The sequence below is a fragment of the Micromonospora sp. NPDC047134 genome, from assembly GCF_040643455.1.
GTDB lineage: Bacteria > Actinomycetota > Actinomycetes > Mycobacteriales > Micromonosporaceae > Micromonospora.
On sequence record NZ_JBEYUI010000001.1, the window covers coordinates 179,381 to 198,931 of the forward strand.

Below are 19,551 nucleotides of genomic sequence, written 5' to 3' on the forward strand. Positions count from 1 at the left end.
GAGTGGCTGACACTGAACTGCGCGAGCGGGTCGCGGCCCTGGTGGGCGAGGCCACGGCCGGCGAGGTGGCGGCGGCCGACGTACTGACCGGCGACTCCCTGGTCGCCCTCGGCGTCGACTCCCTGGCACTGCTGCGCCTGGTCGACGCGATCGAGCTGGAGTACGGCGTGGAGATCGACCTGGCCGCCGCGCCCGCCCTGGACACCCTCGACGACCTGGTGGCCCTACTGACCACCACCCACCCGGCGCCCACCCCCGACCAGGCCTGACCGGTCGACGGGGTCGGCGTCCGTCGTCGGCCCCGCCCTCGGCCCGGGGTGGGCCCCGCCATATCGGCGATATGGCGGTGTCACCTGCGGTGGGACACCGCCATTCCGACGTAACGGCGGCCTCCCACCGGAGGCCGCCGCCTGCCGGAGGTTGGTGATCGCATTGGTCGGCGCCGCTGTGCGCTAATCTCCCAGCCAGATGGTCGTCGATGCGAGGAGCGTGATGTCCCCCAAGACCGGAAGGCCCTCCTACCTGCTCGATCCGCCCGCCCGCAAGGCCTCTGCCCGGACCCGTCTACTGGCCGGCCTCGCCGCGGCGGCCCTGGTTGCCGGCCTGCTCGGTGGTCTGATCGGCTACTCCGTGGGACGGCCGGGCGAGACCGAGGCGAGCATCGCGCGGCTCCAGAAGGCCGAGGCCGAGCGCGACGTGCAGCAGATCATCGAGCTCACCGAGCTGGCCCACCGCACCGGAGAGGAGCTGTCGCCCATCCTCACCACCATCCGGCAGGCCTCGGAGGCCGGTCGCCCGCCGGAGGCGGCGCAGGTCGGCCAGTGGCAGCAGACCATGCGCCGGCTGGCCGAACAGTTCGCCGATCCGCCGTCGGGTACCACCGCCACCAACGTCGCCCGTGGCGGGCTGCGCAGCTCCGTGGAGCAGGCCGCCATCGCGGTCGACTCGCTGGCCCTGCCCGCTGCCGCGAACACAGCCGAGGAGCGGCTGAGGCTGGCCGCCCGGCAGGCGGCCGTCGCCGTGACCACCTGGTCGGTGGCCGCCACCCAGCTGGATCAGATCAACATCGACGCCGGACAGGGCCACCAGCACGTACACCTGGACACCGGTGGCGCGGACGGCGCCCTGACCCCCGACGGCGCGGCCGAGGGACACGGCGGCTGACCCGCCGCCAGCCCACCCCGGGCGGTGGCGACGGGTGCCGGGTCCGCAGTCCACATCCGGGTGGTCCCTGCCGGTATCGGCCCGGTGGGGATCCGGATGCCGTAGTCGGTCATCCTTCGCAGCAGCCGCCACCGGGGGAGAGGCTGACCAGCGGCAGGTCCCCGCTCGGGGTGACGGAGCAGACGCCGGTCTCGGGCAGGTCCAGCTGCACGTCACGGGCGGCGGTCCAGTCCCCGGCCAGGGCTGCGGCGATGGAGCGGACCTGCTCGTACCCGGTGGCCATCAGGAAGGTCGGGGCCCGACCGTAGGACTTCATGCCGACCGCGAAGTAGCCGGGTTCGGGTTGGGTCAGTTCGTCGACGCCGTGCGGGCGGACGGTGCCGCAGGAGTGGTCGTTCGGGTCGATCAGGGGGGCGAGGGCCCGGGTGCAGCCCAGCACGGGATCGAGGTCGAGGCGCAGTTCGGCGGCGATGCGGTGGTCGGGCCGGAAGCCGGTGGCGGCGATGATCCGGTCGGCGGTCAACGCCCGCCCGTCGGCGGCGGTCAACTGGAGGTGCCCGTCGACGGCGGCGACGGCGTGCACGGCGAAGCCGGTGACCAACCGGACCCGACCGGAGTCGACGAGCAGCTTGACTCCGGTGCCCAACGCCCCCCGGCCGGGTAGCGCGTCGGCGTCCCCGCCGCCGATCGCCCGGTCGATGGAGCCGCCCCGGGTGACCCAGGTGATGGTGGTGTCCGGCTCCTGCTCGGCCAGTTCGGCGAGCGCGAGCAGGGTGTTCGCGGCAGAGTGTCCCGCGCCGACGACGATGGTGTGCCGGCCGGCGTACCGCTCGCGGTCGGTGCCGAGCACGTCCGGCAGCGCCGGGTCGATCAGGGTCCTGGTCCGCGGGTCGGTCTCGCCGTGCGCGGGGAGTCCGTTGGCGCCGAGCACGTTCGGGGTGTGCCAGGTGCCGGAGGCGTCGATGACGGCGGCGGCGTGAAGGTCCTCGCCGGTGGCCAGCCGTACGACGAACGGCGCCTGTTCACGGCCGGCGGTCCGGACCCGGTCGACACCGACGCGGCCGATCGCCGCGACCGGGGCCTCGTAGCGGAGGTGCGGGGCGATCTGCGGCAGGGCCGCCAGCGGTCGCAGGTACGCCTCGACCAGCTCCGCGCCGGTGGGCATGAGTTCGAGGTCGGGGGTGGTCCATCCGGCGGCGGCCAGCAGCCGCTGGGCGGCCTGGTCGAGGTTGTACCGCCAGGGGGAGAACAGTCGCACATGTCCCCACTCGGCCACGGCCGCTCCGGCCGAGGGGCCGGCCTCCAGCACGGTGAAGGGCAGCCCCCGCTCGTACAGGTGGGCCGCCGCGGCCAGACCCACCGGCCCCGCGCCGATCACCACGACCGGGTACGGTCCCTCGACCCGTCCAGCCAGTGGAGCCGTCGCGCTGACATCAGGCGCGACTGATGTGTCGACCGGGTCGCAGCAGCCCGCCTCCGCCGTCACGTTCTCGCTCGGGCCGCAACCGGTGTCGGTCTGCCCAGTGGCCGCAACGGTGCCGCAGCATGCCGCGGCGGTCTGCTCCTCGCTCATGTTCACGACTCTCTCTGCTTGTTGACGTGGGCGGACGCGCGTCGCCGCGACCCGTCCGTCGATCAGGTGATCCGGCCCGCGACCGCGCCCCGGGCGCAACGCGTCAGCCTTCGATCGGTGGCTCGATTCCTGTCGAACCGGTGCCCACTACCTTGCATCCTGGCTAGACAACTGTCAAGCTAGACGCATGTCTGTCCTTCCCGTGCTGGACGCCGCGCCGGGCTGCTGCCCGCCCCTGGCGGTGCAGCCTCTCGCGCCCCCGGTGGCCGGCGAGCTGGCGCCGCTGTTCAAGGCCCTGGGTGATCCGGTCAGGCTGCGGCTGCTGTCCCTGATCGCCTCCAGCACGGAGGTCTGCGTCTGTGAACTGACCGAGGCCTTCGAGGTCACCGGGGCCACCATCTCGCACCACCTGCGGGTGCTGCGCGAGTCCGGCCTGGTCGACAGTGAACGCCGGGGCACCTGGGTCTACTACTGGGTCCGCCGGGAGGTCCTGGACCTGCTCGGCAACCTGCTGTCCGGCGACACCGGCACCCCGAGTCGTGGGGCGCCCGCGCCACCGCCTGCGCGACCCGAAACGCATCAGAATCCGCTGATATCAGCCAATCCTGATGTGGTGCGGTTGTTGGCGGATCCGTTGCGGGCGCGGATCGTGCAGATCCTCGCCGAGGGCCCGGCGACCACCTCGCATCTGGTCGCGGACACCGCAGCGAAGCAGCCCAACGTGTCCGGACACCTCAAGCTGCTGCGCGAGGCCGGTGTGGTGACCGCCGAGCCACGGGGACGCTTCACCTACTACCGGCTGGTCCCGGACCTCCTCCAGGGTGCCGCGCTGCACCTGGCCGACCTGGCCGCGCAGGCCCGGGCCAACTCCGAGAACTTCCGGGCCTGCTGACGTGAGGGCCACCCCGGCCGGCGGAGCACCGTCGGCGGTCGTCGCGCGGCTGTCGCGCCTCGACCGGTTCCTCCCGTTGTGGATCGGTCTGGCCATGGCCGCCGGCCTGCTGCTCGGCCGGCTCGTCCCCGGTCTGGACACCGCCCTGGAGGCGGTCACGGTCGGCGGGATCTCCCTGCCGATCGCCCTCGGCCTGCTCGTCATGATGTACCCGGTGCTGGCCAGGGTCCGCTACGACCGGCTCGACTCGGTCACCGGCGACCGCCGGCTGCTGCTGTCCTCGCTGCTGCTCAACTGGATCCTCGGCCCGGCTCTCATGTTCGCCCTGGCCTGGATCTTCCTGGCCGAGCACGCCGAGTACCGCACCGGCCTGATCATCGTCGGCCTGGCCCGCTGCATCGCCATGGTCATCATCTGGAACGACCTGGCCTGCGGCGACCGCGAAGCCGCCGCCGTCCTCGTCGCCCTCAACTCGGTGTTCCAGGTCCTGGCCTTCGGCCTGCTCGGCTGGTTCTACCTGTCCGTGCTGCCGAGCTGGCTCAACCTCAGCGGCGCCGAGTTGCAGATCTCCGGGTGGGACATCGCGGTCAACGTGCTGATCTTCCTCGGTATCCCGCTGCTGGCCGGCTACCTCACCCGCCGGTTCGGCGAACGCATGAAGGGCCGCACCTGGTACGAGCGCCGCTTCCTGCCGAGGATCGGCCCGGTCGCCCTCCACGGGCTGCTGTTCACCATCGTCATCCTGTTCGCACTACAGGGCGACGCCATCACCTCCCAGCCCTGGGACGTCTTGCTGATCGCGGTGCCGCTGCTGGTGTACTTCGCGGTCATGTGGGCCGGCGCCTACGCCCTCGGCCGGGCCATCGGCCTGACCTACGCCCGCACCACCACCCTCGCGTTCACCGCCGCCGGGAACAACTTCGAGCTGGCCATCGCCGTGGCCGTCGGCACCTTCGGCATCACCAGCGGCCAGGCCCTGGCCGGCGTGGTCGGCCCGCTCATCGAGGTTCCGGTGCTGGTCGCCCTGGTCTACGTCAGCCTCGCCCTGCGCCGCCGCCTCTTCTCCACTGGCCTCGACCGATAAGGAAGGTCTCGTGTCCGACGACAAGCCCAGCGTCCTGTTCGTCTGTGTGCACAATGCCGGCCGCTCCCAGATGGCCGCCGGCTGGCTGCGCCACCTGGCCGGCGACACCGTCGAGGTCCGCTCCGCCGGCTCCGCCCCGGCCGAGACCATCAACCACGCCGCCGTCGAGGTCATGCGCGAAGTCGGCATCGACATCACCGACCAGACGCCCCGGCTCCTGGGGTACGACACTGTGGAAGCCTCTGACGTCGTCATCACCATGGGCTGCGGTGATGTCTGCCCCGTCTTCCCCAGCAAGCGTTACGAGGACTGGAAGCTCGACGACCCGGCAGGCAAGGACGTCGAGGCCGTACGCCCCATCCGCGACGCGATCAGGACCCGCGTAGAGGCGCTGCTCGCCGACCTCCTGCCGACGACCACCTGAGGCGCGGCACGGTTCACGGGTGTTCCTGGCACCGAAGCGGGCTGCCCCGGTGCCAGGAACGGATCGGCCGGTCAGCTCGCCGTGCAGCTCGGGGTCGGGGCGGTGTTCGTGCCACCGAACGTGCCGAGGAAGCCGAACGTGGTGCTGGTGCCCGGGGCCAGGGTGCCGTTGTAGCTGACGTTGCGGGCGGTGACCGCCGATCCCTGGCTGGTGACGGTCGCGTTCCACGCCTGGCTGATCGTCTGCCCGTTGGCGAAGGTCCAGGTCACCGTCCAGTTGCTGATCGCGGCCGAGCCGGCGGTGACGCGTACCTCGGCCTGGAAGCCGCCGGTCCACTGGTTGGTCACCGCGTACGTCGCCGTGCAGGCCTCACCGCCCGGCGGCGGGGTGGTCGGGCCCGGCGGTGGGGTGGTGGGTCCCGGCGGTGGGGTGGTCGGCGGGGGAGTGGTGGTGGGGCCGCCCCAACCGGCGGTCGAGTCCAGCCAGGCGGCGCGGCGCAGCATCCAGTCCCGCAGGTACTGCACCTGTCCCTGCCAGGTGGGTGCGGTCGGGGTGATGAACGGGCCGATCATCCGCGTGCTCAGGTTGGGCCAGCGTTGGAAGTTGCGCTGTGCCGCGTTGGTCAGCGGCGTGCTGAGCGCGTTGAGGCGGGACTGCAGCGCCGCGTCGGACAGCGGGCCGCGGCGCAGCGTCTGCCAGCGCAGCCGGACCTGGTTGACGAAGGCGGGGTCGCGCAGCAGTTGCGTGAACCAGTCGTTGGCCAGTGGCTGTCGTCCCTGCTGGTGCTGCCAGCCGGAGGTCTGGTCGTTGGCGAAGTAGCCACCCACCCCGAAGCTGAGGTCGTAGTCCCACAGCGGCCCGGCGAAGATCTTGGTGTCCCGGTCCTTGTAGAAGTACGCGCTGCGCACGTACGAGTCCATCTCCCGGCTCAGCTCGTTGACGATGAGCTGATCGATGAAGGAGTCCACGTCGATGTACGCGCGATAGCCGGTCGTGGGGTCGGCGAAGTTCGGTGCCCGCAGCACGTTGTGGAACTCCTGGATGTGGTTGCGTAGCCAGTCGCGCTGTTCCGGCTGCAACGGCGACGGGTCGGCGACCTCCAGGTAGTTCCAGCAGGTGGCGGCGGGGCCGGTGCACGGCAGGGTCGGTTCCTCGGCGGCCATCCACTCGAATTTGAAGATGTAGCCGCCGGTGATCCTCGGCAGCGTCCGGTCGTCGGCGCGCAACTGCTTGAGGTCGAGGCGGTTCTTCGAGTTCTTGATCGTCTCGACGATCATGTAGACGCCCATGTAGTCGTCGGCGCCGACCGGTCCGGCGTCGGTGTTCAGATAAAACTCGGCGAAGGCGTACCGGGGGGCGGGCAGGCCCATCTCCCGACCCAGGTCGTAGACGAACGCCTCCCGGATCAGCGCCTTGTCGGTGAACGGGCCGCGCAGCACCCAGTCCGAGTCGGCCGGCATGCCCAGCACCGGGTAGTCGGCGTCATCGTCGTCGTTGTCCCAGAACTCGATCCGGTACGGCGTCTTGTCGAAGCTCGACGACGACTGCCCGCGCAGCCGGAACCCGGCGCGGGTCGCCACGGTGGGCGCGGCGGCCAGCGAGGTGCTGCCCCCACCAGGTTCGAAGATCATGGTGGCGGCGTCGAAGTAGTCCCGCTGGGGACGCCCGGCGCCGTACGAGTCGATCAGGATCACCGGCAGGTCGTGGGCGGTGGTGGTGTTACGGGCGACGTACATGGCGGTGCCGGGCGCGCCGGTGGCGGTCTGCCCGACGAAGGCCTGGGCGCGCAGTTGGGTGGTCCGGATCAGCCGCAGCGGTGCGCCGGAGTACAGCGTCGACGCGGCGGTGGGCAGCCGGCCATCGGTGGTGTAGCGGATCTGGGCGCCGCTGACGGTGGTGCCCAGCGAAACCGTGACCTCGCCGGCGAAGGTGCCGCTGGGAACGGAGAAGGTGATGTCACCGACCAGGTCGTCGGCGGCGGCAGCCGCGACGGCATCGGCCGTGGCGCTGGCGGGGTGGTCGCCGATGCCGGCGGTGGCTGGTTCGGCGCCGGCCGGGGGCGGTGCCGGGACGAGCAGTCCGGCGACCAGCACGGCGGCGACGACGCCGCCGATAGCGCGTGCCGGGGCGGCTGCGATGCGTGTTCTGCGGGCGGTCAGACGCACGATGCCTCCTGGACGGATCGGGGGATGGTGGATGGGGCGGTGCCTGCCGACGGTCTGCTGTCGCGGAAGTGCCGGCGTAGCGTCCGTCGCCACGGCGAGTCCGGCAGTTCCGGGCGCAGGGCGGCCAGCCCGGTGGCGTACTTGGAGATGCGGACGGGCCGCGTTCCCCGCTGCCACAGCATTCGATCGGCCGGTGAGGCGGCCCGGCTGGTCTTGGTCTCGACCACGGCGAGGTCGGGCAGCCGCAGCGTGCGGTCGCCGTCCTGCCAGGTCAGTTCGGTGTCGATGGTGACCCGGCTGGCCGTGGCGGGCAGCAGCAGGGTCATCCGCTGATAGGTGGTGACGAGCACCGGATCCAGCGTGCTGCCCGAGGGCGGACAGATCGCCTCGCGTGCCAACGCCTCCTGCACGAAATCACGTCCGGGATGCACGGTGGCGCGGTCCTGCGGCCGGTACGGCAACCGGTGCTTGGTGATGCTGCCCCGCGCTCCACTGATCTTGACTTCCAGCCAGCACTGCGCGGAATCCAGGTAGCTGCGGGTGCGCACCTTGAAGCGCCTGCGTCGTCGGTACGCCGCGCAGTGGTAGCTGGCCAGCACCGGGGTGTCGAAGTACACCGACTCGTAGCGGAAGGCGCGGACACCATCGATCTCCAACACCCGGGCGTGCGGGGACAACTGGGCCAGCAGGTGCGGGACCTCGTCGAGGGGTACGACGTACTTGCGGTCGATGCGGGTCTGTAGCGCGGCCTGGTCGACGAGTTCGGTCAGCCCGACCGGCGCGAGTTCCGCCAGCGGAGCGGTGATCGGGGTCATCGACCCGCTCCCGCCTGGGCCGGCCTGCCGGCCGCCACCGGGGCGCCACCTCGACCCCGCACCGAGTACCGCACGTCGACCAGGGTGGTCTCGTTGACCAGGTCGAGTCGTTGCACGGTGGCGGTGTGCACCCGGGCGCCGAGCAGCTGTTCCAGTTGGGCGACGAGCGTGACCTGATCGGTGACGGCGGAGTCGAGCACGATGATCTGGTGCCGGTAGTGGCGGAGCAGCCGGGGATGGTCGCCGAGGAACATCACCACGAGGATGAGACCCATCAGGCCGCCGCTGAGCCAGACCGAGGTGGTGCTCAGCGCACCGAGGATGCCCAGGGCCAGGGCGGAGAAGTAGTAGGCCACCTCGTGCTGGTCGAGCTCCGTCGACCGCAGCCGGATGATCGACAGTACGCCGAACAGCGCCAGCCCCAACCCGAGCCCTGCACCGACGTTGCTGGCGCTCAGCGCGCTGGCCACGGCGAGGACGCCGACGTTGACGCCCAGATAGGCGACGACGAGATCGCGGCGACGGTGGCGTGGGAAATAGAGCCCGAAGACGAGCAGTACCACCGCGCAGATGTCGATGGCGAACAGGACGAGCTGCGGCATCTTCTCCGTCCTCCTGGGTCGCTGCCGCGCCGGCCTGGCATCGTCCACGCGATGTGCCGTGCGCGAGTGACGAGCGGCCGAACACGGCCGGAACTTCCGGTGAACTTGCGGGAACGATTGCGGAATCGTAAGCCTATGCATCGAAATAGGTCAATGCTGATCACATGGTCGCCATTGCGACGGCGCTGCCTCCGGCGGTGGTCGGCCGGGTTGATCGGTAGCCCCCGCCTGTCGGAACGGCTAGTTGGTCGGCGGCCTGGCCGGCTGTGCCGCGGGCGCGAGGGCCTCGGTTCCGAAAGCCTTCAGAGCCTTATTGGTATTTGCACTTCCACTGCCGGAATTCGCCGAACCACCATTGATAGACGTCGATCATCTGAGGCGTCCTGCTAGGGGGGTTCAGGTGATCACGGGTCGTGGGGTGCTCGTCGGAGACGAGTGCGGCACCTTCCGGAGCTCCGGCCGTACGGCACCCGGTTCTCCGGGTGTCGTCAACCGTGGGGTAGGCGACGTCGAAACTTCCGAAAAACTTCCGGAAGTCATTGACGTACGTGAAACCGCGCTGTAATACTTCCGGCCAGTAAGGCCGATGCGATCCCTTTGTCAGGGAATCGCGGGCATCGTCCCTAACCCGCGAGTCCGGATTCACGCTGCCCACTCGGGCCACCGGACCCGGAAGGAGCACCAGATGAGCAAGGATTCCCGAGCACCCGGCCGGCCGAGACGGCTGCGGGCGGCCCTGGCGCTGTCTGCTGTCGGTCTGATGGCCGCGGCGGGTGCGGTGGTGTTGCCGAGCAACGCCAGCGCCGCCGAGACCACCCTCGGTGCCGCAGCAGCGCAGAGCGGCCGGTACTTCGGTACCGCCGTGGCGGTGAACCGACTCAACGACGCGGCCTACACGAACATCCTGAACCGCGAGTTCAACCAGGTCACCGCCGAGAACGAGATGAAGATCGACGCCCTCCAGCCGCAGCAGGGGCAGTTCAACTGGGGCAACGGCGACCGACTCGTCCAGCACGCGCGCAGCCGCAACATGCAGGTCCGGGGCCACACCCTGGCCTGGCACTCGCAGCAGCCCGAGTGGATGCGCAACATGTCCGGTCAGCAGCTGCGCAACGCCATGCTCAACCACGTGACCCAGGTCGCCACCCACTACCGGGGCCAGATCGCGTGGTGGGACGTGGTGAACGAGGCATTCGAGGACGGCTCCAGCGGCGCCCGCCGTAACTCCAACCTGGAGCGCACCGGTAGCGACTGGATCGAGGCGGCCTTCCGGGCGGCCCGGGCGGCCGACCCGAACGCCCAGCTCTGCTACAACGACTACAACATCGACAACTGGAACGACGCGAAGACCCAGGCCGTCTACCGGATGGTGCGGGACTTCAAGCAGCGGGGCGTGCCGATCGACTGCGTCGGTCTCCAGTCGCACTTCACCGGTGGCTCGAACTACCCGAGCAACTATCGCACCACCCTGTCCAGCTTCGCCGCCCTCGGCGTCGACGTGCACATCACCGAGCTGGACATCCGCAACGCGCCGAGCGACGCCTACCGCAACACGGTGAACGACTGCCTGGCCGTGCCGCGCTGCAAGGGCATCACCGTCTGGGGCATCCGGGACTCCGACTCGTGGCGTTCCAACGAGAGCCCGCTGCTGTTCGACGGTGGCGGCAACAAGAAGGCCGCCTACACCGCGGTGCTCAACGCCCTGAACAGCGCCGCCCCCGGTGGCGGCGACCCGACCACCCCGCCGCCCGGCACCACCCCGCCGCCCGGCACCACTCCGCCGCCCACCAACCCGGGTGGCTGCACCGCGACGATGACCCCCGGCCAGGTCTGGGGTGACCGCTACAACACCTCGGTCACGGTCAGCGGAGCCAACAACTGGTCCGTGGTCGTCAACATCACCCCGCCGCAGCGGATCTCCGCCACCTGGAGTGGCAGCCCCACCTGGGACGGCAGCGGCAACGTGATGACGATGCGCTCCAACGGCAGCGGCAACACCTTCGGTTTCACCACCATGATGAACGGCAACTCCGGGGCTCGACCCCAGATCGTGTCCTGCACCGCAAGCTGATCACACCACCACCGGTCGTCGGCCGTGCGGGGATCTCCCCGCACGGCCGACGCCCTTTCGGTGCTGCGGCGGCCAACCACCCGCTCGGATACCGTCAGCGCGCCGAACCGGCGTCGAATAGGCGAGGGGTGGCAGGCTGGCAGGCATGGACAGGGAGCAGGTGACCGGCTGGATCGCGGCCTACGAGCGGGCCTGGCGTACGCCGGGCACGGAGGCGCTCGCCACGATCTTCACCGAGCAGGCGAGCTACCGGCAGGGGCCGTACCGGAAACCGGTGGTGGGTCTGCCGGCGATAGCCCGGATGTGGGAAGCCGAGCGGGACGGCCCGGACGAGGTGTTCCAGATGACCAGCGAGGTCGTCGCGGTCGAGGGCGACACCGCGGTGGCGCGACTGGAGGTCCGGTACGGCGACCCGGTCGACCAGGAGTACCGCGATCTGTGGATCATGCGGTTCGCCGAGGACGGGCGGTGCGCGTCCTTCGAGGAGTGGCCCTTCTGGCCGCCGAAGCCGACCGCCGCCCAACCCACCGAAAGCTGACGCCGCAGCGCCTGCCCACGACCTGACCGGCCGCCCCCGTCACCCCGCCGTGCAGGACCGCGACCGGCGGCGGTGAAGCCCACCGGCTCGCCGATGCCGGGTTGCTGGTCGTCGACCGGCCGGTGCGGGTGGCGCCGAGCTTGTCGCCCGGCGCTCCGGAGCAGCTTCACCTGCGCCGCGAGCGTCCGTCCGGCACACCCGAGGCGGACGCCCGCGAACTGGTGGCCGGTCAGGATCGGGCGCTCGGGCGGTAGTCGAACCAGTCGAAGGCCGCGCTGCCCTCGGTGACGTAGAGGCCGAACACCCGACCGGTGAAACCGGCCGCGACCTCGGTGGACAGGTACCGTCCGTCGAGTTCGGCGAGCACTACCGGCCCGGTGTCGGTCAGCACCTCGAAGCTGACCGTGTCGCAGCCGGCCGGGCGTACCCCGAAGGGGGCGCCGGGGGCCGTCACCTGGTCGGCGGCGGTCACCGTCGGGGGGAGCAGGTCATCGGTACGGGTGGCGATGGTCAGGGTGACCGGGCCGGTCGGCACCGACAGCTCGCCGAAGACCTGCCGGAAGGGTCCCACCCGGCCGATCACCTGCACCAGTCCGTCGGCGACCTCGATGTCGTAGTGGTGGGCCTCGTCGATGCGCAGGGTCAGTCCGGCCCGTCCCGCACCGGGGTCCAGGTGCACGCCGGCCCGGCAGTCGTGGTGCTGCTGCCGACGGGCGACCAGGGTGGCCCCGGACCGGTCCAGGGTCGTACCGGTGGCGTGCAGGGTCAGCCAGCCGGGCCGCTCGGTCAGCGACCAGCTCTCCTTCGGCCGCTCCCGCAGCGAGATCCACTCCGGCGTGAGCGCCTCGGTGGCGTCGAAGTCGTCCCGATAACCGCCGGTAGCGGGCGGTGCGGCCAGGGCGGGTGGGCTGCCGGCCGGGGCGGTCATGGTCTCCTCCACCGGGTCCACCACCGGCCAGCCGTCCACCCAGCGCACCGGCACCAGGAAGGTCTCCCGGCCGAGTACGTGGTACGGCGGCCACTGGCCCTTGGCCCGGATGCCCAGCAGCACCATCCACCAACTGCCGTCGGTGGCCTGCACCAGATCGGCGTGGCCGGTGGCCTGCACCAGCCGATCCGTGCTGCGGTGGGTCAGGAAGGGGTTGACCGGGCCGGGCTCGAAGGGGCCCCGGATGCTGCGCGAGCGGGCGATGGAGACGGCGTGCCCGGTGTGCGTACCGCCCTCGGAGACCAGCAGGTACCACCAGTCGCCGATCCGGTACAGGTGGGGGGCCTCCGGGTACTGCCCGCCGGTGCCCGACCACATCGGCACCGGACCCTCCAGCACCGCGCCGGTCTCCGGATCGATCCGGTACGACTCGACCCCGGACACCGTCAACCAGCAGTCCCCGTTGTCGTCCCAGGTCAGCGAGGGGTCGATGTGCGGCACGTCGAGGTGGACCGGCTCCGACCAGGGGCCGGCCGGGTCGGTGGCGGTGACCAGCAGGTGGCGGCCGGTGGTGACATTGGTGGTCACCATGTAGAAGTGGCCGTCGTGGTGCCGGATGGTCGGGGCGTAGATGCCGGCGGAGGCGTGTGTGTCCGGCGGCAGTTCCAGTTGGCTGGGCCGGTCCAGCACGTTGCCGATCTGCCGCCAGTTCACCAGGTCCCGGCTGTGGAAGATGGGTACGCCGGGGAAGTACTCGAAGCTGGAGCAGACCAGGTAGTAGTCCTCGCCCACCCGACACACGCTGGGATCGGGGTGGAAGCCGGGTACGACGGGGTTGCCGAAGGTGGCGGAGTCGGTCATGTGCATCGATGCTAGGCGGCACCCTGCCCGACTCGTACCCCCGGTTCTCAGGGGTTGGGTGGGGTGACCGCGATGATCAGGTGGGCCGGCTCGTCGCTGGCGTTGCGGTAGAGGTGGGCCAGGCGGGAGTCGAAGGTGACCGCCTCCCCGGCGGCCAGGGCGTGCTTCTCCCCGCCGATCTCGGCGACCACCTCGCCGGTGATGACGATCGCGCACTCGGTGGAGGGGTGGGCCCAGGGCTCGGCCGAACTGGCGTCGCCCGGGGCCAGGTAGGCCTGCAGCACCTCCAGGTCCCCCCGTCCCGGGGTCAGCCGTTCGTAGGTGATCTGGCCGGGGGGAGCGGTCAGTCGGCTGCGGGTGCCGGCGCGGCTCAGGTGCACCGCGGGGGCCTCGGGTTCGGAGAACAGTTCGGCGATCGAGGTGTCGAAGACCTGGGCGAGTTTCCGCAGGGTGGCCAGGCTGGGGTCGGTAGCGCCGTTCTCGATCTGGCTGAGCAGCGCGGGGGACACCTCGGCGGCTGTGGCGAGCTGACGCAGCGTGAGGGAGTGCTGCTGTCGGAGGTCGCGGAGCCGGTCACCGAGCATCTAGAACCTCGATCCGATAACAGTGTGGCTGAAATTGTTTGACCAAGCTATACAGGCCTGTCTAGGGTGGTCAAACAACATCCGGGCAATGTTTGGTGTAGGTATACACGCCTCGTTCGGGCAGGAACCGGACGAACGCGAGTCCAGCTACATCCAACCCTGAGACGACGTTCCTGAAAACCCGAGACACCGCGACCGGCGACACCGGCGTCACGTCCCAGGTCGTTGACAATTCGCGGCCCACCCTCAGCGGACCGCGCCGTACGAAGGTAGGAACAGCATGTCGGTGTTCCCCCGCCGGCTTCGCGTCGGAGCATCCGCTCTGGCGGCGCTGGCCATCATCTCCACCACCGCCTGCACGGCCGGCGGCGGTGGCGGAAACGCTACTGGTGGCGGCGCGGCCACCCTCACCGTCAACACCTCGTTCGTCCTCAAGACCCTCGACCCGGGTCGGGTGTACGAGGCCACCGGCCTGACCGCGGTGCACGCCCTCTACGACACCCTGCTCACCTTCGAGGGCTCGGACGTCAGCAAGCCGGTCCCGGCCCTGGCCGAGTCGTACGAGGTCTCTCCGGACGCCAAGACCTTCACCTTCAAGCTGCGCCAGGGGGTGAAGTTCTCCGACGGCAGCCCGCTCACCGCCGACGACGTGGTGTTCTCCCTCAACCGGCTGAAGAACCTCAAGGCCAGCCCGGCGGTCACCGTCAGCGAGCTGAGTGTCAGCAAGACCGACGACAGCACCGTCGTGGTCACCTCGGCGACTCCCAACCCCAACGTGCCGGTGGTGCTGTCGATGCCCTCCACCGCCGTGATCAACTCCGAGGTCGCCCAGCAGAACGGCGCCAAGGACGGCGAGGACGCCGCGCAGGGCGACACCGCCCAGCAGTACCTCGACACCACCTCCATCGGCAGTGGCCCCTACCTGCTCAAGTCGTACGAGCCGGAGTCCCAGGTGGTGCTGGAGGCCAACCCCGAGTACTGGGGTGACAAGCCGAAGTTCGACCGGGTCGTGCTGCGCAACATGGACGTGCAGACCCAGAAGCTGACCATGCAGCGGGCCGAGGCCAACGAGATCTCCCTGGACATCTCCGGCCGGCTGCTCGACGGCCTGCCGGACACCCTGCAGACCTCCGGGGTGCAGGACACCGTCTACTTCCTGTTCCTCAACGCCGACCCGGCCGTGTCCGCGGTGACCGCCGACCCGAAGTTCAACCAGGCCCTGCGGGCCGCCATCGACTACCAGGGCATCGCCGCCCTCTACGGCACCGGTGCCGCACCGGGCGCCGGGCTGGTCGCCCCCGCCTTCCCCGGCGCGCTGCCCGAGGGTGAGGCCTCGACCCGGGACCTGGCCAAGGCCAAGGCGCTGCTGGCCGAGGCGGGCCTGACCAACCCCAAGGTCACCTTCAGCTACCCGGCCATCACCTACAAGGGGGTGGACCTCGGCACCGTGGCCACCAAGGTGCAGGGCGACGCCGCCGAGGCCGGCATCACCCTGGAGTTGAACCCGCAGCCGCTGACCACCTTCCTGGACGAGATGCGCGCCGGGAAGATGCCGATGGGCTTCACCCCGCAGAGCCTGAACTACCCGGTCGCCGACTCCCTGATCAACAACATGGCGCCCGGACAGCCCACCGCCCTGCGGTCCGGCTGGACGGTGGAGCGGGCCGACCCGGCGGTCGTGGCCGCCGGCAAGCAGGTCACCGAGACCCTCGACCTGGCCCAGCGGGCCACCGCGATGCAGGAATGGCAGCGACTGATGAACCAGTCCTCCCCGTACATCGTGCTGGCCAGCAACTCCTCCACGGTGGTGGCCACGGCCGACCTGACCGGTGCGGACTACACCGCGGCCGGCTGGCAGGTCGACGTCGCCGCGGTCGGCCGCAAGTAGCCGGCAGCACCGATGACGACAGTGCAGGACGGCGAGCCGGGCGCGGTCACCACGACCGCGTCCCGGCCCCGGCCGGGCCGCGCGTACCCCCTGCTGGTCTTCCTGGCCAAGCGGCTGGCGATCACCGCGGGCCTGCTGCTGGGGGTCACCGTGGTGACCTTCGGGCTGGTCAACGTGGTGCCCGGTGACCCGGTCACGGCGAACCTGTCCGACCAGGCCCTCAACGATCCGGCCACGGTGGCCGCCTTCCGCGAGAAGTGGGGCCTGGACCAGCCGCTCTGGGCGCAGTACTTCCAGTACCTGGGCAACCTGGTCACCGGTGACCTGGGCATCTCCCAGCAGACCGGCCGCTCCGTCCTGGACGACCTGGTGCGGTACGTGCCGGCGACCATGGAACTGGCCATCCCCACCATGGTGCTGGCGTTGCTGATCGGCACCGGCGTCGGCATGCTCGCCGCGGTCCGCAACGGCCGGTTCACCGACCAGTTGGTCCGGGTGGGCTCCCTGCTGGGCCTGTCCACCCCGCCGTTCTGGCTGTCCCTCGTCGTGCTCTACGTCTTCTTCTACAAACTGGGCCTGGCCCCCAGCGGGGGAAGGCTCTCCACCGCCTTCAGCCCACCACCCACCGTCACCGGCATGTACACCGTCGACGCGGCCCTGGCCGGGCAGTGGGACGTGGCCTGGGACGCCGCCCAGCACCTGGTCCTGCCGGTGCTGGTGCTGACCTCCCTGACGGTGGCGCTGCTGGTGCGCTTCGTCCGCTCCGCCATGCTGGAGGTGCTCCAGCAGGACTACATCCGCGCCGCGTACGCCAAGGGTCTGCCGACCCGGGTGGTGCTGCGCCGGCACCTGCTGCGCGCCGGCCTGGTGCCGGTGGTCACCGTCTCCGGCCTGGCCTTCGCCTCCCTGCTGTCCGGCACCGTGCTGGTGGAGAGCATCTTCGGCTGGCCCGGCCTCGGCCAGTACGCCTACCGCAGCGCCACCGCCCTGGACCTGCCCTCGATCCTCGGCGTCAGCCTCTTCGTGGCGCTGGTCTACACCCTGGTCAACCTGACCGTAGACCTGCTGTACGGCCTCATCGACCCGAGGATCCGGCTGTCATGACCACGATCGCACCGGACCCGGTGGCCCCGGACCCCAAGGTGGACCGGGCCCTGAACCGACGTCGCTGGCTGGGCCGGCTGCGCGGGGGGTCGACCGGTCGGCCGATCTGGCGGCAGCCCATCGCCCTGGTGGCCCTGATCATCCTCGGCGGATGGCTGCTGGTGGCGCTGTTCGCCCCGCTGATCGCCCCCTACGACCCGCTGGCCCAGAGCCCGCAGGCGTACGCCCCACCCTCGGCGACCCACTGGTTCGGCACCGACTCCCTGGGCCGGGACATCCTCAGCCGGGTGATCCACGGCGCCCGGCTGTCCATCCCCCTGGCCCTGGCCATCGTCTGCCTGGCCCTGCTGATCGGCGGCCTGCTCGGGCTGCTCGCCGGCTACCTGGGCCGGTTCGTCGACGAGGCGCTGATGCGCCTGACCGACCTGGTCTTCGCCTTCCCCCAGATCATCCTCGCGATGGCGGTCACCGCCGCCTTCGGCCCGAACACCCGCAACGCCGTCCTCGCCCTGGTCATCGTCTCCTGGCCGGTCTACGCTCGGGTCATCCGCAGCGCCGTGCTGAGCATGCGCGGCGACGACTACCTCAACGCCGCCCGGCTGCTCGGCGTCGGGCCGGTCAAGGCCCTGCGCCGCGACGTACTGCCCAACAGCATCGGTCCGGCGATCGTGCTGGCCACCCTGGAACTCGGCAACGCGGTGCTGCTGCTGGCGGCGCTCTCCTTCCTCGGCCTGGGGCCCCGACCACCGGCCGCCGAATGGGGCTCGATGGTCGCCCTCGGCTCCCAGGACCTGTCGATGTGGTGGGTCAGCGTCTTCCCCGGCCTGGCCATCCTCACCGTCGTGATGGCGTTCAACGTGCTCGGCGACGCACTGCGCGACCGGCTGGACCCCCGCTACGCGAAGGGACGCTGAGATGGCGCCGCTGCTCGACGTCGACTCCCTGGCCGTCACCCTGCCCGGCCCGCGCGGCCCACTGCCGATCCTGCACGACGTGTCGTTGACCGTCGAGGAGGGCGAACTGGTCGGCATCGCGGGGGAGAGCGGCTGCGGCAAGAGCCTCACCGCCCAGACCCTGCTGGGTCTGCTGCCGGCCGGTGCCAGGGTCAGCGGTTCCGCCCGGTTCGCCGGCACCGACCTGCTCGGCCTGGACCAGCGCGGCTGGCAGCGGGTCCGGGGGGCGGGCATCGCCATGGTCTTCCAGGACCCCACCGCGGCCCTGCACCCGATGCTCACTATCGGCCGGCAGCTCACCGAACACATGCGGGTGCACCTGCGGATGGACCGCCGGACCGCGAACCGGCGGGCGGTGGAACTGCTCGACCAGGTCCGTATCCCCGACCCCGAACGGGCCCTGCGTTCCTACCCCCACCAGTTCTCCGGCGGAATGCGGCAACGGGCGGCCATCGCCATCGCCCTGGCCGCCCGCCCCCGGCTGCTGATCGCCGATGAACCCACCACCGCCCTGGACGTCACCGTGCAGGCCGGCATTCTCACCCTGCTGGACCGGCTGCGCGCCGAGACCGGCCTGGCCGTCGCCTTCATCACCCACGACCTGGGGGTGCTCAGCGCGTTGACCACTCGGGGCTACGTGTTCTACGCCGGGCGGGTGGTGGAGACCGGCCCGACCGGGGCCCTGCTCACCGCACCCACCCATCCGTACACTGCGGCGCTGCTCGGCGCCCGCCCGCACGGCACCCAGGCCGTCGGTACCCTGCGGCCCATCCCGGGCGGCCCACCGGCACCCGGCCAGGCCCCGCCGGGCTGCCCGTTCCAACCCCGCTGCGGGTACGCCGAACCCGCCTGCGGCAACGCTCCACCGCCCCTGGCCCCGGCCGGTGAGCACCGGTCGGTGGCCTGCGTGGTCCGCCCACACCTGGAGGTGGCAGCGAGATGAGCGACCTGCTGCGGATCAGTCAGGTGCAGGTGGAGTACCGCGCCCGGGGCGGTGGGCGGGTCCAGGCGGTCGCCGGGGTCGACCTTCAGGTGGCCCCCGGCCAGATCGTCGGCCTGGTCGGCGAATCCGGCTGCGGCAAGTCCTCGCTGGCCCGGGTGGCCGTCGGGCTGACCCCGCCGAGCGCCGGGGAGGTCAGCTTCGCCGGCCGCCCGATCACCCCGCTGGGCTGGCGGCGCAGACCGGAGACCGAAATCGGTCTCCAGATGGTCTTCCAGAATCCGTACGCCTCCCTCAACCCCCGGCGCACCGTCGGCGCCCAACTGCGCGACGGCATCCCGGCGACGGTCACCGGCGCGGCCCGCGAGGCGCGAGTGACCGAACTGCTCGACCGGGTGGGCATGCCCGCCGAGGCCGCCGACCGCTACCCGCACCAGTTCTCCGGCGGGCAACGGCAACGACTGGCCATCGCCCGGGCCCTGGCCCCGCAACCCCGCATGATCATCGCGGACGAGCCGGTGACCGCCCTGGACGCCTCCTCCCAGGCCCAGGTGGTCAACCTGCTGGTCGGGCTGGTCCGGGAACTCGACATGGGCATGCTCTTCATCTCCCACGACCTGGCCCTGGTCCACGAGATCGCCGACGTCACCGCGGTGATGTACCTGGGCCGGATCGTGGAGACCGCACCCACCCGGGACCTGTGGCGCGACCCCCGCCACCCCTACACCCGGGCCCTGATCGACGCGGTGCCCCAGATCGGCCCCACCCCCCGGCTGCCCGCCACCCTCGCCGGAGAGGTACCCGACCCGGCCAACGCACCCACCGGCTGCCGGTTCCGGCCCCGCTGCGCCCACGCCTTCGCCCCCTGCGGTGACCAGCCACCCCACCTCGACCTCGGCGGACGCAGCGCCGCCTGCTGGCTCAACGACCCCACCACGGCCCCGTCCGTGGCCGCCCACTGAGGA

17 protein-coding genes and 3 pseudogenes are annotated in these 19,551 nt (G+C 71.0%); 13 read left to right on the forward strand and 7 right to left on the reverse strand.

From position 1 onward, the window contains the following. Nucleotides 1–2: 2 nt before the first annotated feature. Both ABZ795_RS00625 and ABZ795_RS00630 read left to right on the forward strand, forming a co-directional pair. Entirely contained in the window at nt 3–269 is a 267-nt protein-coding gene (locus ABZ795_RS00625; RefSeq protein ID WP_357527671.1) for an acyl carrier protein, read from the forward strand. Nucleotides 270–492: 223 nt separating this feature from the next. Beyond that, nucleotides 493–1,164, forward strand: coding sequence for a hypothetical protein (locus ABZ795_RS00630; RefSeq protein WP_357527673.1), 672 nt, complete (start codon nt 493–495; stop codon nt 1,162–1,164). Between the two features lie 109 nt (nt 1,165–1,273). Here ABZ795_RS00630 and ABZ795_RS00635 read toward each other — a convergent pair whose 3' ends face one another. After that, a complete protein-coding gene (locus tag ABZ795_RS00635) occupies nt 1,274–2,578 on the reverse strand; it encodes an FAD-dependent oxidoreductase (protein ID WP_327027136.1) in 1,305 nt (434 codons plus the stop codon). A 346-nt stretch (nt 2,579–2,924) separates the two neighbouring features. On the opposite strand from ABZ795_RS00635, the pseudogene ABZ795_RS00640 reads away from it, so the two are divergent. From ABZ795_RS00640 to ABZ795_RS00655, 4 genes and pseudogenes are all read left to right on the forward strand, one after another. Then, nucleotides 2,925–3,275, forward strand: a pseudogene (locus ABZ795_RS00640) (metalloregulator ArsR/SmtB family transcription factor); the annotation flags it as partial. Between the two features lie 75 nt (nt 3,276–3,350). Continuing rightward, the gene (locus ABZ795_RS00645) at nt 3,351–3,629 is read left to right on the forward strand and encodes a metalloregulator ArsR/SmtB family transcription factor (protein ID WP_357528297.1); all 279 of its coding nucleotides are present in this window, start codon (nt 3,351–3,353) and stop codon (nt 3,627–3,629) included. A 1-nt stretch (nt 3,630) separates the two neighbouring features. Next, nucleotides 3,631–4,713, forward strand: coding sequence for an ACR3 family arsenite efflux transporter (gene arsB, locus ABZ795_RS00650; RefSeq protein WP_357527674.1), 1,083 nt, complete (start codon nt 3,631–3,633; stop codon nt 4,711–4,713). Between the two features lie 10 nt (nt 4,714–4,723). Next, nucleotides 4,724–5,137: an arsenate reductase ArsC gene (locus ABZ795_RS00655; protein ID WP_357527676.1), complete on the forward strand. Its 414-nt coding sequence runs from the start codon at nt 4,724–4,726 to the stop codon at nt 5,135–5,137. A 71-nt stretch (nt 5,138–5,208) separates the two neighbouring features. On the opposite strand, the pseudogene ABZ795_RS00660 reads toward ABZ795_RS00655, so the two are convergent. From ABZ795_RS00660 to ABZ795_RS00675, 4 genes and pseudogenes are all read right to left on the reverse strand, one after another. Continuing rightward, nucleotides 5,209–5,598 (reverse strand): annotated as a pseudogene (locus tag ABZ795_RS00660) (cellulose binding domain-containing protein); the annotation flags it as partial. 30 nt (nt 5,599–5,628) lie between these two features. Then, a pseudogene (locus ABZ795_RS00665) lies at nt 5,629–7,395 on the reverse strand (CotH kinase family protein); the annotation flags it as partial. Then, nucleotides 7,293–8,117: a polyphosphate polymerase domain-containing protein gene (locus ABZ795_RS00670; RefSeq protein ID WP_357527677.1), complete on the reverse strand. Its 825-nt coding sequence runs from the start codon at nt 8,115–8,117 to the stop codon at nt 7,293–7,295. The pseudogene ABZ795_RS00665 and the gene ABZ795_RS00670, both read right to left, overlap by 103 nt. Beyond that, a complete protein-coding gene (locus ABZ795_RS00675) occupies nt 8,114–8,719 on the reverse strand; it encodes a DUF4956 domain-containing protein (RefSeq protein WP_203221366.1) in 606 nt (201 codons plus the stop codon). Before ABZ795_RS00675 ends, ABZ795_RS00670 begins: the two co-directional genes overlap by 4 nt. Nucleotides 8,720–9,404: 685 nt before the next feature. On the opposite strand from ABZ795_RS00675, the gene ABZ795_RS00680 reads away from it, so the two are divergent. Then, a complete protein-coding gene (locus ABZ795_RS00680; RefSeq protein WP_327026241.1) occupies nt 9,405–10,790 on the forward strand; it encodes an endo-1,4-beta-xylanase in 1,386 nt (461 codons plus the stop codon). Nucleotides 10,791–10,935: 145 nt separating this feature from the next. Next, nucleotides 10,936–11,328 (forward strand): nuclear transport factor 2 family protein, encoded by a 393-nt coding sequence (locus tag ABZ795_RS00685; RefSeq protein WP_327026240.1) that lies wholly within the window; start codon nt 10,936–10,938, stop codon nt 11,326–11,328. A 229-nt stretch (nt 11,329–11,557) separates the two neighbouring features. Here ABZ795_RS00685 and ABZ795_RS00690 read toward each other — a convergent pair whose 3' ends face one another. After that, nucleotides 11,558–13,117 (reverse strand): glycoside hydrolase family 43 protein, encoded by a 1,560-nt coding sequence (locus ABZ795_RS00690; RefSeq protein ID WP_327026239.1) that lies wholly within the window; start codon nt 13,115–13,117, stop codon nt 11,558–11,560. A gap of 47 nt (nt 13,118–13,164) precedes the next feature. Then, nucleotides 13,165–13,701 carry a cupin domain-containing protein gene (locus ABZ795_RS00695; protein WP_327026238.1) on the reverse strand — a complete coding sequence of 179 codons (537 nt, stop codon included), beginning with the start codon at nt 13,699–13,701 and terminating at the stop codon, nt 13,165–13,167. A gap of 280 nt (nt 13,702–13,981) precedes the next feature. Here ABZ795_RS00695 and ABZ795_RS00700 point away from each other — a divergent pair, with 280 nt between their 5' ends. From ABZ795_RS00700 to ABZ795_RS00720, 5 genes are read left to right on the forward strand one after another with little or no spacing between them, the layout of a single operon-like run. Next, the gene (locus ABZ795_RS00700) at nt 13,982–15,589 is read left to right on the forward strand and encodes an ABC transporter substrate-binding protein (RefSeq protein WP_357527681.1); all 1,608 of its coding nucleotides are present in this window, start codon (nt 13,982–13,984) and stop codon (nt 15,587–15,589) included. A gap of 12 nt (nt 15,590–15,601) precedes the next feature. Next, nucleotides 15,602–16,693, forward strand: coding sequence for an ABC transporter permease (locus tag ABZ795_RS00705; RefSeq protein WP_357527683.1), 1,092 nt, complete (start codon nt 15,602–15,604; stop codon nt 16,691–16,693). Further along, nucleotides 16,690–17,607, forward strand: coding sequence for an ABC transporter permease (locus ABZ795_RS00710; protein WP_357527685.1), 918 nt, complete (start codon nt 16,690–16,692; stop codon nt 17,605–17,607). The genes ABZ795_RS00705 and ABZ795_RS00710 overlap by 4 nt, the downstream gene beginning before the upstream one ends. Before the next feature lies 1 nt (nt 17,608). Then, on the forward strand, nt 17,609–18,589 hold the full coding sequence (locus ABZ795_RS00715) for an ABC transporter ATP-binding protein (protein WP_357527686.1): 981 nt from the start codon (nt 17,609–17,611) through the stop codon (nt 18,587–18,589). Next, on the forward strand, nt 18,586–19,548 hold the full coding sequence (locus tag ABZ795_RS00720; protein ID WP_357527688.1) for an ABC transporter ATP-binding protein: 963 nt from the start codon (nt 18,586–18,588) through the stop codon (nt 19,546–19,548). Before ABZ795_RS00715 ends, ABZ795_RS00720 begins: the two co-directional genes overlap by 4 nt. The last annotated feature ends 3 nt before the right edge of the window (nt 19,549–19,551 follow it).